Annotated in this window: 14 protein-coding genes and 2 pseudogenes; 4 read left to right on the top strand and 12 right to left on the bottom strand. The window is 64.8% G+C overall.

Annotation, left to right across the window (positions count from 1 at the left end):
* Positions 1-90 precede the first annotated feature (90 nt).
* A pseudogene (locus tag ACFWCF_RS18170) lies at positions 91-384 on the bottom strand (response regulator); the annotation flags it as partial.
* A 909-nt stretch (positions 385-1293) separates the two neighbouring features.
* Between ACFWCF_RS18170 and ACFWCF_RS18165 the strand changes: the two are divergent.
* On the top strand, positions 1294-1701 hold the full coding sequence (locus ACFWCF_RS18165) for a four-helix bundle copper-binding protein (RefSeq protein WP_378564044.1): 408 nt from the start codon (positions 1294-1296) through the stop codon (positions 1699-1701).
* 66 nt (positions 1702-1767) lie between these two features.
* Here the strand turns inward: ACFWCF_RS18165 and ACFWCF_RS18160 are convergent, their stop codons facing one another.
* Positions 1768-2658 (bottom strand): potassium channel family protein, encoded by an 891-nt coding sequence (locus tag ACFWCF_RS18160; RefSeq protein WP_378564041.1) that lies wholly within the window; start codon positions 2656-2658, stop codon positions 1768-1770.
* Between the two features lie 372 nt (positions 2659-3030).
* Between ACFWCF_RS18160 and ACFWCF_RS18155 the strand changes: the two genes are divergently transcribed.
* Positions 3031-3594, top strand: a complete 564-nt coding sequence (locus ACFWCF_RS18155) for a DUF421 domain-containing protein (RefSeq protein ID WP_378564038.1) — start codon at positions 3031-3033, stop codon at positions 3592-3594.
* Between the two features lie 7 nt (positions 3595-3601).
* A complete protein-coding gene (locus ACFWCF_RS18150) occupies positions 3602-5011 on the top strand; it encodes a DUF2254 domain-containing protein (protein ID WP_378564094.1) in 1410 nt (469 codons plus the stop codon).
* 104 nt (positions 5012-5115) lie between these two features.
* On the opposite strand, the gene ACFWCF_RS18145 is transcribed toward ACFWCF_RS18150, so the two are convergent.
* The 8 genes from ACFWCF_RS18145 to ACFWCF_RS18110 form a co-directional block, all read right to left on the bottom strand.
* Positions 5116-5535, bottom strand: coding sequence for a PRC-barrel domain-containing protein (locus ACFWCF_RS18145; protein ID WP_378564035.1), 420 nt, complete (start codon positions 5533-5535; stop codon positions 5116-5118).
* Positions 5536-5835: 300 nt separating this feature from the next.
* Positions 5836-7062, bottom strand: a complete 1227-nt coding sequence (locus ACFWCF_RS18140; protein ID WP_378564032.1) for a glycosyltransferase family 87 protein — start codon at positions 7060-7062, stop codon at positions 5836-5838.
* A 5-nt stretch (positions 7063-7067) separates the two neighbouring features.
* Positions 7068-8297, bottom strand: coding sequence for a Na+/H+ antiporter NhaA (gene nhaA, locus ACFWCF_RS18135; protein WP_378564091.1), 1230 nt, complete (start codon positions 8295-8297; stop codon positions 7068-7070).
* A 91-nt stretch (positions 8298-8388) separates the two neighbouring features.
* Entirely contained in the window at positions 8389-9294 is a 906-nt protein-coding gene (locus ACFWCF_RS18130; RefSeq protein ID WP_378564029.1) for an alpha/beta fold hydrolase, read from the bottom strand.
* A 206-nt stretch (positions 9295-9500) separates the two neighbouring features.
* Complete coding sequence (locus tag ACFWCF_RS18125; protein ID WP_378564026.1) at positions 9501-10571, bottom strand: potassium channel family protein; 1071 nt, start codon at positions 10569-10571, stop codon at positions 9501-9503.
* Positions 10572-10783: 212 nt separating this feature from the next.
* Positions 10784-11560, bottom strand: a complete 777-nt coding sequence (locus ACFWCF_RS18120) for an ABC transporter permease (protein WP_378564023.1) — start codon at positions 11558-11560, stop codon at positions 10784-10786.
* Positions 11557-12291 carry an ABC transporter ATP-binding protein gene (locus ACFWCF_RS18115; RefSeq protein ID WP_378564020.1) on the bottom strand — a complete coding sequence of 245 codons (735 nt, stop codon included), beginning with the start codon at positions 12289-12291 and terminating at the stop codon, positions 11557-11559. The genes ACFWCF_RS18120 and ACFWCF_RS18115 overlap by 4 nt, the downstream gene beginning before the upstream one ends.
* Positions 12288-12842: a TetR/AcrR family transcriptional regulator gene (locus ACFWCF_RS18110; protein ID WP_378564017.1), complete on the bottom strand. Its 555-nt coding sequence runs from the start codon at positions 12840-12842 to the stop codon at positions 12288-12290. Before ACFWCF_RS18110 ends, ACFWCF_RS18115 begins: the two co-directional genes overlap by 4 nt.
* A gap of 156 nt (positions 12843-12998) precedes the next feature.
* Between ACFWCF_RS18110 and ACFWCF_RS18105 the strand changes: the two are divergent.
* Positions 12999-13391: pseudogene (locus ACFWCF_RS18105) on the top strand (potassium channel family protein); the annotation flags it as partial.
* 21 nt (positions 13392-13412) lie between these two features.
* Here ACFWCF_RS18105 and ACFWCF_RS18100 read toward each other — a convergent pair.
* Together ACFWCF_RS18100 and ACFWCF_RS18095 are read right to left on the bottom strand one after the other, a co-directional pair.
* Entirely contained in the window at positions 13413-15074 is a 1662-nt protein-coding gene (locus ACFWCF_RS18100) for an ABC transporter permease (RefSeq protein ID WP_378564014.1), read from the bottom strand.
* On the bottom strand, positions 15071-15991 hold the full coding sequence (locus tag ACFWCF_RS18095; RefSeq protein ID WP_378564011.1) for an ABC transporter ATP-binding protein: 921 nt from the start codon (positions 15989-15991) through the stop codon (positions 15071-15073). Before ACFWCF_RS18095 ends, ACFWCF_RS18100 begins: the two co-directional genes overlap by 4 nt.
* Positions 15992-16068 lie beyond the last annotated feature (77 nt).

Below are 16068 nucleotides of genomic sequence, written 5' to 3'. Positions count from 1 at the left end.
AACATGACCCTCAGCAAGTCATATTCTTGCAGTTCAGAGCACCTTTCTTTGTGAGCGACACAGGCCCCCTGCCGATTCGGCGTGAAAGCACGAGGTTAGCACCACCACGGGGATGTGGCACAGGTCCGGATCGGTCTTGATCTCTGCGAGCACTTCGCGCCCGTCGTAACGGGGCAGGTTCAGATCGAGCAGAATCAGATCCGGGCGGGGAGCTTCGGTGTACGAGCCGCGCCGGTACAGGAAATGCAGTGCCTGCTCTCCGTCTCGTACCACGTGCACGGTGTTGGTGAGCTTGTGGTCATCGAGTGCTTCCCTGGTCATCAACTCGTCCTGGGCGTCGTCTTCGACGAGAAGGACGACGACAGGCTCGGCGGACGCGGTCATCCCTTTCCTCCTCGACAAGCGACTGTTGTTCCTCGAAGTCTGTCCACAGTACGTGACCATCATCGTCGGACGGCGCGCTCGCGGCCCCTTCCTGCGCATTCCCTCGCAGCTGGCGCGCACCGTTGCGGTAGCTCATCACCCACCGTGCTGGACCGATTCACAGTGAGCACGCTGCATGATCTACGCGGAGGCTGCCGCCGACTCGAAGGAGATCGGGCCACGCATTGTTAGGCCACAACCGTACGAGACGACCATCTCAGAGTTCGGCTGCGGTGCGTTCAGGACGGCAAGGACTCTACGATCGCTACGCTGCACTCATGCGATCCCACTGATTGCGGCGACGTGCTCTACGTCCAAACGGAGTAACACCGGCACTCCCCGCCGAGATCAACCCAGGACTGGGACGTGATCTCAGTGGTGGGCTACCCGTCACCGCAGATCTTCGGTGGCCGGACCAGCGACCTTTTGCCTTCCCGAGACGTCATGTCGATATCCGGTCGAGATTGCAACCTCGCACTCGGCGAGATTGGCTGCGATCGTGGCGTGCGCACCGAAGTGACCGCAGCCAACCCCTCCCCCATGATGGCCTATCATCTACGGCACACGGCGTCCTTCGAGACAACATGCACCGGCCCATGTGATCCTGCTTCCGAATTTACCAACAGCACACCGTGTTCCGTTCAAAGCACTCCACCGCAGACCAAGTCCGACACGCTGCCGCGGATCGTTTTTGGGGCCGAGTGTGTCCCCATTCGCGTTGACTGCGCACCGCTCGCTGCACAGCCACGATGTCGAATCCCACGAGAAATAACGCGTTCGTTCGTTATCACTCCACTTCTCCGGGTACGCGATCAGTACCGGGGCGGCTCATCTGCCGATCGCCCCAGTCACCGACGAGAGGAGAACTCCATGAGCACCGCAGCGAGCATGCTCGAGACTTACCCGAAGGACGTGGGCCGGATAGACAAAACCACACTGTCCGCCTGTATCGAAGCGTGCATCGAATGCGCGCAGACCTGCACCGCATGCGCCGATGCCTGTCTCGGCGAGGAGTCGGTAGCCGAACTGACCTTCTGCATCCGCACCGACCTCGATTGTGCCGACCTGTGCGAAGCTACCGGCCGGGTGTTGTCCCGGCAGACCGGTAACAACACCGCGGTGACCCGCACAGTTCTGGAGACATGTGCTGCTGCCTGCAAGTCATGTGGAGACGAATGTGCTCAGCACAGTTCTCATCACGCGCACTGCAGGATTTGCGCCGACGCGTGCCGACGTTGTGAGCAGGCCTGCCGTGAGCTGCTCACTTCCATGGGATAGTTCCTGCTGCGCGGTTCGTCGTCGTCGAGCCCGACTCGTCTCGTCACCGCCTCGGCGAGACCCTGCTCATGGCCTCCAGTTCTGGTGTCGGTGGTCGGCGGCGAAGGCGGCACAGATCTGCTCGCACGACCCACCGTTGTGCAGATATCGCTCATCGAGGTGCCCGGTCAACCAGCGCACCTGTTCATCGAGCCGGACCGCGGCGCGCCGCACTTCCATTGCCGTAGATCCTTGCCCGGCCTTCGCCAGGTGCGGCACATACGACAACACCGCTGCCAACGACTGACCCGACTCCGATTCCCGGAAGAAATACGTCTCGCCGTACTGCTCGAGATCCAGATCGACAGTGATCAGCGCATCGGTGACGCCGTCGAGCAGAGCGCACGCCACACTCGACTCTCCGGTGGCCGCGACCTCGGACGAATCGGTCGAAGCCAACAGGTACACGCTGCGGGCGGCGGACCGTCTGCGGATCAGCGCCGGATATATCTGCAGCACCCAGGAAATCGCCGCGGTGAACAACACGAAGCCCATCAACGCCTGCAACGGCATCACCAGCCGCAAGGCAGGATAGGCAGGGGTGATGTCGCCGTAGCCGAGCGTCGCCACAGTCACCAAGGACAAATACAGCGCCGCGATCGGATCGGAAGACAGTGATGGCTGCAGCGACGACGCAAAGTAGAAACCGGCCGGCATGTGCGGAAAATAGATCAATGCCCACCCTACGACGATCATCGCCGACCACAGCACCACCGTCGCCACCATGCCCACCGGCCCGGCCAATCCGAGCGCCCGACCTCGCCGCCGAATCCGAGCAGCACCGCGCCACATCACGTCGAACACCCACCGGCATACCGTGCCCACACCACGCGGATGCCACAGCGTCGCGTAGATGTCGCGCAACGCCACCACGATGAGCACCCCACCGAGCACACTGCACACCCACGTCATGGTCATAGCGCCCTGTCGGCCCGCGCAGGTACGGCCGGAAGTTGTCGTCGCGGCCACCCGATCGAGTACGGGCGCCGAGTCGTTGCAGACGAATCCGTCGGCTGAGCCGAAGCACCGAACGGGCGGGCACATCCAGGGAGCCGAGCAGGGATAGCCAGGTGCCCGCGAGTCGGGTGGAATCGACGACGGACAGCACCCTGCCGAGAGCGCAGAACACCGCGGTCACCACGTCGTTGATGATCGAGGCGGTTTTCGTGACGGTTGTCGATCACGACCTGCTCGCGCCCTCCAGGCAGGCGCAGCGGAAAATCATGCTCGGTGGGCTCGGCAACCATGGGCGTGCGAGTACCCCGACCATCTGCGGGGTATGCGAGGACGATGTGGTTCGGAACATGGTCAGATCTCGTGCGGGTGCTGCTCGTCGGTTCGGCCGCCTATCTCTGCCTGATAGTCATCCTGCGGATCTCCGGCAAACGAACCTTGGCCACGCTCAACGCGTTCGACCTGGTGGTCACTGTCGCATTGGGCTCGACCCTGGCGACCATCCTGCTCAGCTCGGACGTGTCCTGGGCCGAAGGCACCGTGGCATTGGTCCTGCTCGCGACCTTGCAGTATCTCGCCGCGTTCGTCTCGTCGCGGTGGCCTCGCAGTCGCGCCGTCCTCACCGCCCGGCCCACCGTGCTCGTCGACCACGGTGTGATGCTCGACGCGGCGCTGCGCGAGCAACGCGTCAGCCCGGGCGAGGTCCGTCAGGCAATCCGCGCCTCCGGCATCGGTGACCTCGCCCAGGTAGGCGTCGTGGTGCTCGAAACCGACGGCAGTTTCAGCGTGATCGATCGCGAGAAACTCGGTGACGGATCCGCACTCGACGATGTCACCCTCCCCGGCAGATATTCCGGTCCACAAGAACCACGCAGCGGTGGGCGCGGACGGTCCCGGTGAGCCCGCAATGACCCACCACGACCCCGGTGAAAAAGACAGCGAGGGACCGATCTCGGCAGTGCTGACGCGTCGCCGCGTGCTCGCCGAAGCAGTGCGCTCGAGACTGTGGCCGATGCCCACCGCTGCTGTACTGCTCGCGGTACTTGCCGGCATCGGCCTGCCCGAACTCGACGCTGTTCTCGACGACCATCTGCCTACCGAGGTGGCGAGATACCTGTTCGGCGGCGGCGCCGACGCTGCGCGGGAGGTGCTCGGCGCGATCGCAGGATCGTTGATCACCGTCACGTCACTGACGTTCTCATTGACCCTGGTGACCTTGCAGTTGGCCAGCAGCCAGTACTCGCCACGCCTGTTGCGGACTTTCGCGGCCGACCGCGTCGTTCAACGCACTCTGGCATTGTTTCTGAGCACGTTCATCTACGCGCTGACGGTGTTGCGGACCGTGCGCAATGACACCGTCGACGCCCCGGCCAGTGGGTTCGTGCCACAGATCGCGGTGACCACGGCGTACCTGCTGACCGTGGCGAGCGTCGTCGCTCTGGTGCTGTTCCTCGGACACCTGGTGCGCCAGATCCGGGTCGAATCCTTGCTCGAACAGGTGCGCGCCGATACCTGCGCGACCGCGGCGCGCGTACTACCTCTTTCCTCTGCGTCAGCGGATACCACCGGCGTGCCCGTGCCCGAGCCGCCGCCGCACATCGTCGAAGCGACCTCGTCCGGATTCCTGGTCGAGATCGACCACCGGGCTCTGCTGGCTGCGGCCATGCAAGCCGACGCGCAGGTGTGGGTGGACCGCCCGATAGGAAGTCCGGTGCTGGCAGGGACTCCGGTAGCGTTCTGCTGGCCATCGCAGCCGAACGCCGCGTGGGACAACGAGGTCGTCGAGACGCTGCAGGGGCAGGTGCATCAGGCACTGCGCACCGGCAGTGAACGCACGGCCGCACAAGATGTCGGATACGGGCTGCGGCAGTTGACCGATGTGGTGGTGCGGGCGTTGTCCCCCGGAATCAACGATCCCACTACCGCCGTCCACGGGCTCGTCGCATGCACCGCAGTCTTGGCGGACCTCCTGCAACGGCAACTCGGTCCATACTCTCTGCGTGACAAGGAAAATCGGATACGGGTCGTGGTGGCCAGGCCGAGCTTCCCGGACCTGCTGGATCTGGTCTGCACACAACCACGGCTCTACGGCACCGACGATCCGGTCGTACTGGCCGCAATACTCTCGATGCTCAGAGATCTGGCGTGGACCACGACGACCGCCGAGCAACGCACCGCGATCAGCGACCAGCTAGGACTCCTGCGGGAGCACTTCGCCGACCACGGCCCCACAGCCCGCCGGCGTCTGGAGTACGCCGCCCGACAAGTGAGCGAGGCTCTCGAGAGGCGGTGGACCCCGAGAAACAGCGGTTCCTGAAGTGATCGGCCTGTCGCCAGGATGGCGAAAACGCCGTGTGACTTCCCTCGACGCGGCTCGACGCGATGCGTGAACCGGTCCACCGCACTCGAGGTGACTTTCTCCTATCTCGGCGGAGGATACGGATAGATGTACCCGCCTGCCCAGAACGGAGTGTATCCGTAATGGGTATAGAGGTTCTGATAGAAATCGGAGACGGGCACCACCGCCGGATCGTAAGGGTCGCTGCCCGCGACGTGCTCCTTCGTTCGATCGATGTAGACCCTGTCATCTTCGATACGCGTGAGCGCGTCCACCGGTACGAGCCGTTTCGTTTTGCCGATTCCGAGGAATCCACCGGAGCCGATTCGGATGAATCGCACCTTGCGCTCCGCCTCATCGATGATGAGCCCGTCGATGTCACCGAGCTCTTCTCCTCCGCGGTCGTACACGCTGCGCCCACGGATGTCCTGGCCCGGATGCTCGAGCAGCATGTCGGCTTCCTCGAGGTCGATCAACGTCGGTTGGGTCTCCTTCTCTGACATGGTGTCTGTTCCTTTCCTCGACGACCTCATCCGGCCGCGTCGCGGACGTTCCTCGGCTCACGGGTTCCCGATTCGAGGCTTCTCAACCGGAATCTCGAGGACGCACTCGGCAAGAAGGCCGAGACGACGTGTGCCAAGTCCCGCGAGGTAGATGATCACTTCCATGGCTGACAACCGTATTGCGGGGACCGACCTTGCGACATGGCAAAGACCGCAGCACAGTTCGAGATGTCCTCCTTCAGGCGATGCGCTCCCATGTTGTACGTCGTCGTGTTCCGCAGAAATGAGGCCACCATCTCGTCAAGAGGCTCTCGAAACCGAGACTGTGCGGGCCTGGTCCCGGCGTCGGCTACTCAGGCGGCGATCGAGCAACACCGCAAAAATCACGATGAGCAAAAACGACCAACCCAAGGTCGGACGCATATACTCCGCGTACCGTCCAGCCTCGACCCACCGCCCCGAATACCATTCGTCGGCACTGAGGAATCCGTACACCGCGAGCCACGCCGGCCAGTTGCGCATCACCGACTGTGGCAACACAACACTCACCAACAAGGGAAACAGCAGCATCGAGTAATACATCTGACCGAGCGAACCGAGCAGGAACGACGCGGTCATCAAAACTCCGGCACCGGTGACGACGAAGAACACCTCGTCGCGGCGATGGTAGCGATAGAGCAGATACATCGTGGCCGCAGCAAGCACCGCGAAACCGACCCGCAGAAGCAGAACCAGCGGTTCGGGCAGACCGTAGTAGGTGCCATTGCCAGTGATCGAGCTGTTGAAGTAATCGCGGGACTGCAGCAGATAGGGCACGGTGCGAACGACGAACTGCCACGGATCAGCGGCCCATGGCCATGCGAGGGCGGTGAGCAGAATCGGCACCGCTGCAGCTGTAATGAGCACTTTGCCTTGGCGCCGCAGCAGCGGGAGAAGCAACAACGGAGCCAGGATCGGTTTGATAGCGAACGTCAGCCCGATCGCCACACCGGCCCACAGATCCCGTCGGGCGAGCAGCAACACCAAGAACGCGATCTGGCCGAGCAGGATGACTCCGTTGATATTGGTGAACACCAGTGTGTTGATCACCGATTCCGAGGCGAAGGAGATCCCGATCACCACGGGCAGCGCCGCCGACCGTGCAGTGAAGCCGAACATCCGCACCACCAGATACACCGCTACCAGCACCGCGACAGCGTTGACACCGATGAACAGCCACCGTGAACTTTCGGGCTCCACCACCGCGAACGGTGCGATCAGCAAGGACCCGGACGGTGGATAGAGGTAGTGCGGGTCGACATGCTGGTAGACGGCCGTGTACACCGGTTCGCGGTTCCAGAACGCGACTGCGGCCCGGTACACCCCAGTGAAATCGTCGGTGCGTGCCCCATTGACGGCCAGAATCACGGTGCGGTGGATCACGAGCATCACCGCGACCGGCCACATCATGCACTTGACCAGCGCCTCCGAGGAGTCGCCGGTAGCCGCTGACCACCAGGGCGATCTGCTGGACGAAAGAGGAGCCATTCCGGTTACCGATCCTGGTAGACGTCCGGAATCCCATCGCCGTCGTCGTCGACCTGTTCGAGGGCGACAATCCGACGGTAGGCGCGATTACGGACGGTCAGGACCACCGAGGCGAGTACCGCGCTGAGCAACGAACCGGCCAGGACCGCGACCTTGACATGGTCCGCGGCGACCGTGCCCGCACCGTATGCGAGATCGCCGATCAGCAGCGATACGGTGAAACCGATGCCGCCGAGCAGCGAGACCCCGAGAACATCGACCCAGCTCAGCTCGTCGTCCAGATGGGCACGGGTGAATCGGGCCACCAGATAGCTGACACCGAAGATGCCGACGACCTTGCCGAGCACCAATCCGGCGATCACCCCCACGGAGATGGTGTCGGTCAGGGCCTCGGTCAGACCGGTGAGGCCACCGACCGTGACACCGGCGGCGAAGAACGCGAACACCGGTACCGCGAGGCCGGCCGACAGCGGCCGGATCCGGTGCTCGATGTGCTCGGCAACGGAGACCTTCTTTCCGTCGACGTAGCGTGAGACGGGGACGAGGAAACCGAGCAGGACGCCGGCGATGGTGGCGTGCACCCCGGATTCGTGCACGAGCCACCACGTGACGGCCGCGAGAGGTACCAGCAGCCACCATGCGTGCATGCCCCGTCTGAGCGCGAAACCGAAGGCGAGCAGCGGGATCAGCGCTGCGCCGAGGTAGAACAGGTTCAGCTCGTCGGTGTAGAAGATCGCGATCACGGTCACGGCGAGCAGATCGTCAACCACGGCGAGGGTGAGCAGGAAAGTTCGTAGGGCAGACGGCAAGTGGGCGCCGATCACGGCGAGGATGGCCACCGCGAAGGCGATGTCGGTGGCTGTGGGGACTGCCCAACCGTTCAAGGCCTCGGCCCCGCCGCGCAGATTGATCACAACGAAGATCAGTGCCGGGACGACCATGCCGCCGAGTGCGGCGGTGATGGGCATCGCTGCGCGCCTCAGATCTCGAAGACTGCCTTCGACGAATTCGCGTTTGAGCTCCACACCGACGACGAAGAAGAACACCGCGAGCAGCCCGTCCGCCGCCCACGTGCCCAAAGACAAATCCAGGTGCAGTGCGGCGGGACCGACGGTGGTATCGCGTAACGCATGGTAGGAATCGGACCAGGCGGTGTTGGCCCAGATCAATGCAGCCAGTGCACCGATCAGCAGCAATACACCACCGACGGTTTCCTTCCGGAGGATCTCCGCCACTCGGCGGGAGTCATCCCAGGAGCCGCGGGAGAGGAAAGGTAGAGCGGAAAGACTTTTAGGCATGAGGTGTCCTCGGGAGTTGCTGTAGCCATCAGCTGTGATCGTTGCGCGGTGTCGACTCAACTGTCGTCACACCGCTGATCAGCTCGGCGAAACGTTCCGGTGCTTCGAGAGGCAGGAAATGCCCGACACCGTCCAGCGTGCGGACCGATGCCTCGGGCAAACGTGCCGGCAGCGCGCGACGTGCCGGGCCGGCCATGAATGGGTCGTACTCGCCGACCGTCGCAGTGATCGGTGTCCGGCGTGTCCACCGGCGAATCGATTCCTGGGGAAAGCGGCGGGGAATGCGGGGCGGCCGGTAGTGCGCGCCGATGACGCAGAGCACGGCGAGTGTTGCCGGGTCGGGCCGAAAGCCGGGGGCGGTGAGGGATTGCAGGAGCCGACCGGTGGCCTGTTCGTCGGCGTTGACTCTCCACAGCGATCGGCGCCATCTGAGTGGCACCGGCTGCCGAATCGGAGACAGTCCGACCGGGTCGATCAAGACAAGCTGGGTGACCTGGTGTTCACAGGACGACGCCAGGGCAATGCCTGCTCCGAGTCCGTGCCCCACCAGCATCACCGGGTCTGTCGTGAGCAACGGAAGCGTCGTGTCGAGCCAGTGCCCGTACGCGGACCAGAAATGCCGTTCCGGTCGTCTCGGTGCACTCAAACCAGGCATCCCGGGTGGGTCGGGGACGAAGACCTGCCTCGACCGGCCGACTGTCTCGATCGCTGCGGTCATGGTCGCGGCCGTGGCCTCTGCGCCAGGAATGAGCACTGCGGGAGGCAATGAGGTTCGCTGTCCGGCGACCAGCACACCGGTGGCTCCCAGCTCAGTGTCGACGAGCCGTACCTCGCATCGAGTCCGCGAGGCTTGCAGCGCACGGCGGCATGCCGCCTGCACCGTGGCGTGGTCGCCGGGACTGCGGTACGGGTACCTCGTTCGAGGGTCGGTCACTGCGCCGATCGCGCATCGCCGCAGTCAGGGCAGGCGGGCACAGGACAGGCGTCTACACGATGGGACGACGAGAACATGGGGGCCTCCGGGGTCGACAGCAACAATGACGTTCTTGCCGACCAGACTTCCCGGCGCACCGCCGCTTACCGTACAGCACGGGAATCGATCTCTGCGCCGTAGCGCGTCGACCACCGGGTTCGACGGTGTCAGTCGGAGTTGCGGCGGATGTAGAGCAACCTGTCGCCGACCTCGATGGTGCTCACCTCAGGGGAACCGACGTGCAGCAGATGGCCGCCGCGCACGACACCGAGCACGATGTCCAGCAGGTCCCGCGGCGCATGGCCGATCTCGTCGGGCTCTACTGGCCGTTCGGCGATGGAGTATCCGGCTTCGGGGGTGAGCAGGTCTTCGAGTGTCTGCACCACGCTCGGTGCGGCGGTGGCGACCCCGAGCAGACGACCTGCGGTTTCAGAGGAGATCACCACGGTGTCCGCTCCGGACCGGCGTACTACGTGGGTGTTCTCCGATTCGCGGATCGCCGCGGCAATCTTCGCGGTGAGGGCGAGTTCGCGGGCGGTGAGGGTGATCAGCACCGCGGTGTCGTCGCGGTCGACGGCGACGACGACCGACCTGTAGCGCGGCACCCCGGCGAGGCGGAGCACGTCGGATTTCGTGGCCGAACCCTGCACGGTGACCAGACCTTGCCCTGCGGCGGTTTCGAGGGCGGTCGGGTCGGTGTCGACGACGACGATTTCCGAGGGGGGTAGGCCGTCGCCGAGCATTGCGTCCACCGCGGCGCGTCCCTTGGTGCTGTATCCAACGACCACAGTGTGGTTGCGCACCCGGCGGCGCCAGCGTTGGACGCGCCACGCGTCACGAGAACTCGCGGTCAGGGCCGACAGAGTGGTGCCGACCAGCACGATGAGGAAGAAGACCCGCAGGGGCGTGATGATCAGAATGTTGACCATCCGCGCGTGGTCGGTCGCCGGGGCGATGTCGCCGTAGCCGGTGGTCGAGAGGGATACCGTGGCGTAGTAGATGCAGTCCAGCAGTGACAGCTCGTTGCCCTGTGAATCGGTGTAGCCGTCGCGGTCGAGGTAGACCACCAGCACCACCAGGGCCAGGGCGGCCAGGGCGTATCCGATCCGGCGGACGATCGCTCGACCGGGGCTGGTCTGGTCCTGTGGCACCTGCAGCACACCTACCAGCGCGAACCAGGGCTGATGAGTGAGGGCGTCTGAGCGTCTCGTGTGTCGACGCCATCTCTCGGCGACCATCACGACACCCGAGCCGGTGTGCGTCCGGCGTCAGTGAGGATCACCCGGGCACCCGGCCCGGGCCTCTGGCTGTGCTCAACGGTGCCTCCTGCGTCTGTCCAGCGCTCATCTGCTCGCCGACCAGACTTCCCGGCACACCGCCGATCACCGTATCTTGTGTAGCGCCCGTTCCGAAACGATTCGTACCGGCGCGCGTATGGTCCGACGACGCCCTAGTTCGCGAGGGTGAGCCGGCGCCACGATTGGACCGTCAATGCCGAGAAGGCGACGGGAACGACGAGAGTGAAGGCCAACTGCGCTCCGGTGACCGTGCCGGCCTGCGGACCGGCCGCCCACAGTCCGGGGGCAGCGAACGGAAACCAGCCGCCGGCCCCGGCCATGACCGCCATCTGGGCGACGAGCACGATGGCGATGACCGTTCCGATCGCGGGAAGGTAACCCCGGCCCACGGTGGCAACCCACGCGCACGGCGTCGCCAACCCCGCGGTCAGCACGGCAATCACCATGAATTTACCTGCCAGTGCGGCAGTGGAGGTATCAGCAGCAGCGGTGTCCAGCAGCAGGCTCACGATCGTCAGCGCCGCAGCGAGCACGGCCGTGGTGGCCAAGCTCCACGCAAGCAGCAGCAACAGTTTGGCGGTGGCGACGGCAGACCGCGCGACTGAGGTGGCCCACAGACCGGTGATCGTACCGTCGGTGAACTCCCGACCGAAGACCCAGCCCGCGACCACTCCGAAACCGAGCAGGCCTCCGGCCGAGACGATCGTGGCGGCGGCGGCGAACAAGCCCGCTTGTCCGCCGCCGTCGACCATCGACTGCGCTTTTCCCGCGATGGCCGGATTGGCGCCATCGACGGCACCGAGGGTGAGGACAGACAAGGCGATCATGCCGATCGTGAGCAATGCGGTCGCTGTCCACACCGGCCGTGCCCGCCGGAATTTCATCCATTCCACGGCAAGGGCGACGCGGAGTTGCTCGGTGGCGGTCATGGTCTCGCCTCGCTGTCGTGGTACACCAGGTCGAAGAACTGCCGCTCGAGATCGATCCCGTCCGGGTCCAGTGAGCCGACAATACGACCGGCATTGACGACCGTGATGCGGTCCGCGACGCGAGCGACCTCATCGAGATGGTGGCTCGACACCATCACCGCCGCACCGCGCTCGCGGCACCGCTGCAACTGGGTGCGCACCAGAATGACCCCGGCCGGGTCGAGTGCGTTGGTCGGCTCGTCCAGGATCAGCAGATGCGGGTCGGCGATCAATGCCGCGGCTAGTCCCAGCCGTTGGCGATTGCCCATCGACAGTTTCCGCACTCGCGCCGTCGCCCACCGTGTCAGCGCCAGTTCCTCGATGCAGCGGTCGGCAGCGGCGTGGGCGTTCCGGATGGACAGACCGGCGAGACGTCCCGCCATGCGCAGGTTCTCTCGGACGGTCAATTCCGGGTAGGCGAAAGGCGTTTCGACCAGGTGCCCGATCCCGGTCCAGTACCGTGCGGGCATCGTCGTCGGCGCACGCCCGTCGACGAGGACGGTGCCCTCGTCCGGTTCGATCATGCCGAGAAACAGGCGCATCAAAGTCGTCTTCCCGGCACCGTTGAGACCGACGAAGGCATGCACTTCCCCGGATTTGACCTCGGTGCTGACATCGTCGAGCACGACGGCCGCGCCGTAGCGGGTGCGCACATTTCGGCATTCGAGTAGCGCAGCTCCGGTGTCGATCATGACTCGGCCTGCGGTACCAGTAGGTGCATCGCCTGTGTGATCCGGGCGCCGAGGGCTTCTTCGCCGTGTCGGGCCCAGTCGGTCAATGCCGCCATCAAGGCCCCCACGCACGCCCCGGCGGCCACGTCGGCATCGAGTGTGGACACTCCGTGGGATCGGAGTGCGCCGGCGATCGCTTCCTGGGTGTCGAGGGTGTTCTCCCACATCCGTGCCCGCAGGACCGGGTGCGATACCGCGATCTGCAGGCGGAGTCGCACGTCGCCGAGGTGCTCCTCGGGAATGCGTGTCCAGGCGGTGAGAATGCCGTGGCAGGCACGTTCGAGGGGGCTGTTGTCGGCCGGTTGCGCGGCCACTGCCTCTGCGATGACCGGGTCGTACGGATCATCCAGTAGCACCGCGTCTTTGGATGGGAAGTGCCGGAAGAACGTCATGTGGGACACGCCGGCGGCGGCAGCGATCCGGTCGACGGTGACCGCGTCGTAGCCTTCCTCGGCGAACAGGCTGACTGCTGTTGCCTGGAGTCGTTCTCGGGTGCGTTCGGAGGGACCCATCTCATTATGTTAGTGACTAACATTAAGCGATGGCAACAGCACACCCGCCCGGGGTTCTTGCGGCCACTGAACGCACGGTTCGCAGGACCTCAATGCGGATATGTTGAGCGGTATAGCGCCCCGGCAGACCTCCCCCTGCCTGCAGACCAACCTAGGGCGCTGATCAACATGGAGGTCCCCAACATCTGGGCCAAGGCCATCAGCAACGCCCACGCCAAGATCCTCACCCAGATCGGCGTGCACCACGTCGTCAGGCCCGAGCACGACATGGGTAAACGTGTCGCGCACCTGGTCCGCGGAAGAATGAGCGATTACATCGAATTCGACGACGGCTTTGCCATGGTCAAGACCGCCCCACCGGCCTTCACGATCGGAAAGCGCCTTGCCGAGACCACCATCCGATCGACGTACAAAGTCACCGTGGTGGCAATAAAACGACCCGGCGAAGGCTTCACCTACGCCACCGCCGATACCGTCCTCGCCCCGGGAGACACCATCATCGTCTCGGGCCAGGTCCGTGACACCGAACGTTTCGCCGACCGGAGCTGAGCTGTCCAGACCAGAGTGTGGTCAGGTGGTCTCCAGGTCGCGGTGGCGGAAACCCGCCAGGCCGATCGCGGAGACCGCGAGCGCGACGATCGTGAGCACGATCAGCGGGGTCCAGGACAGCGTGTCCATCGGCAGGCGCGCGATGTGCTCGAACGGGGACAGATCAGCAACCCACGACGGAAGGTCCATCAGCGGCCCGAAGGTGCCGATGATCATTGCGAACCCGAACACAGCCCATACTGCACCGACAGCCCGCGGCAGGACCCCGTACAGGCACGCCGCGACCGCCAGCACGACCCACACGGCCGGAACAAACGCCAGGTGACCACCGAGAATCGTCCACACGTAGCCGAGGTCGCCGACCGACATCGCGCTCGCCGCCCCCAACGCCACACCGACGACACCCAGCAGCGCGGCCGCGCCTGCGACGAGCACCAGAATGTAGCCGCCCATCCACGCCACGCGCCCGGTTGCGGTGGCCAACACCGGCTCCACCCGTCCTGTGGTCTCCTCACCGCGCAGCGACTGGACGCCGAGGATCACGAAGACGACCACGATGAGGGCATCGAACAACGCCATCGTGGCGAGGTAGCCGTCGAGCATGCGGGTCGGGTCGCCGCCCATGACCTGCACCATCTCTTCGGGCATCTCCTCGAATGCGTCGACCAGGGGTTGGGCGATGGCGCCGTAGACGACGCCGGCCAGAGCGAGGGCGAACGCCCACCACACCAGCGCGGACCGCTGCAGCCGGAACGCCACAGCGGCCGGCGAATTCAACCATGCCGGCGCTTCGCGGTTCCCGCGCCGCGGCGCGATCATGCCCGCGCCCAGGTCGCGCCGCGCCGACAAGGCGTAGCCCACGGCGGCGGTGGCCACGAAGAAGCCCACCGACAGCAGCAACGGCCACCAGCGGCCGTCTGCGTACGGCCTGGTCTGCTGCGACCACGCCAACGGAGAAAACCAGGACAGCGGGCTGCCACCGTCCCGGAGCATGTCACCGGCGGCACGGACAACATACGCTGCACCCAATGCGGCACCGGCCAACCCTGCTGCTGCGCGGGAGAATTCGGTGACCTGAACCGTGACTGCAGTGACACCGGCGAACACCAGACCGGCGGCGCCGACACTCGCACCGAACAGCAGTCCATCGCTGGTGTCGAGACCCGCAGCCGCCATCGCACCGGCCAGCAGCACGCTGAGCACGATGTTGGCCGACGCGGCGACGATCAGAGTTGCCGATAGCGGCGCGTGCCGGCCGACGACATCGGCGCGGACCAGTTCGGCGCGGCCGGTCTGCTCCTCGACTCGGGTGTGCCGCGAGACCAGCAGGATGTTCATCAGCGCGGCGAGCAGCATCACATACAGGCCGTACACGCCGACGATGACCAGTTCCAGAGTGGGGTTCGCGAGTCCGAACCCAGGCCCGGAAATGAGAGCCCCCATGACGCCTCGGCCGAACTGGCCCACCGACTGCAGATCCTCCGGCGTCTGGTAGAGCTGTTGCAGCACAACGCCGTAGTACAGCACCACCAGAGTGATTCCGAGGATCCACGCCGGCAACTTGATCCGGTCGCGGCGCATGATGAAGCGGATGAGGGTGCCGGTGCCGGCGAACGATTCCTTCTGTCCGAAACCGGATCGGGGAGCACGCCCGGCCTTGTGCGCAGTAGCCATCGTGGTCATCGCGGCACCGCTTCTTCGTGGTCGTTTCCTGCGAGTTCGTCTCCGTAGTGACGGAGCATGAGTTCTTCGAGGGTGGGTGGGTGACTGATCAACGACCGGATGCCCGCGTCCTTGAGGACACCGATGGCGGCGTCGATCGCGGCTCCGTCAACGGAGAATCGCACACGATCGCCTTCGGTGACGACGTCGTGGATCCCGTCGAGCTGATCCAGCCCGGCGACGTGCTCGACGGTCACGGCCTCGACCGCTGTTCTTGTCAGGTGCCGCAGTTGCACCAGGGTGCCGGATTCGATGGTCTGTCCGTGCCGGATGATGCTGACCCGGTCGGCGAGTTTCTCCACTTGGGCCAGGATGTGGCTCGACAGCAGTACCGTCGCGCCCGCGGAGGTGGCTTCGTGGACGATGTCCTGGAAGACCACTTCCATCAGCGGGTCGAGGCCGGTGGTCGGCTCGTCGAGGAGCAGCAATTCGGTATGGGACGCCAGAGCGGCGATCAGCGCCACTTTCTGGCGGTTTCCCTTGGAGTAGGTGCGGCCCTTCTTGGATGGATCGAGGTCGAACCGTTCGATCAGGTCGTCGCGCCGTCGCGTGTCGACTCCGCCGCGCAGTCTCGCGAACAGGTCGATCGATTCGCCGCCGGTGAGAGTCGGCCACAGTTCGACATCGCCGGGTACGTAGGCGAGGCGTCGGTGCAGTGACACCGCGTCGTGCCAGGGGTCTCCGCCGAGGATTGTGCAGGTGCCCCGATCGGCTTTGAGCAGGCCGAGCAGAATCCGGATGGTGGTGGTCTTTCCGGCCCCGTTGGGCCCGAGGAAGCCGTACACCTCGCCCTGCGCGACCTCGAGGTCGAGGCCGTCGAGCGGGTGGACGCGACCGAACGATTTGTACAGCCCCGCAACAGCAATGGCGTTGGTCATGAGAGCTATGCTACGATCATTTCATAAGTTTGTGAATGTTCTGAATGCACTGAATGTTGTTGAAACTCGAGGAGGTT

Source organism: Rhodococcus sp. NPDC060090 (assembly GCF_042729855.1).
GTDB lineage: Bacteria > Actinomycetota > Actinomycetes > Mycobacteriales > Mycobacteriaceae > Rhodococcus.
This window is presented reverse-complemented; position numbering and strand designations above follow the sequence as displayed.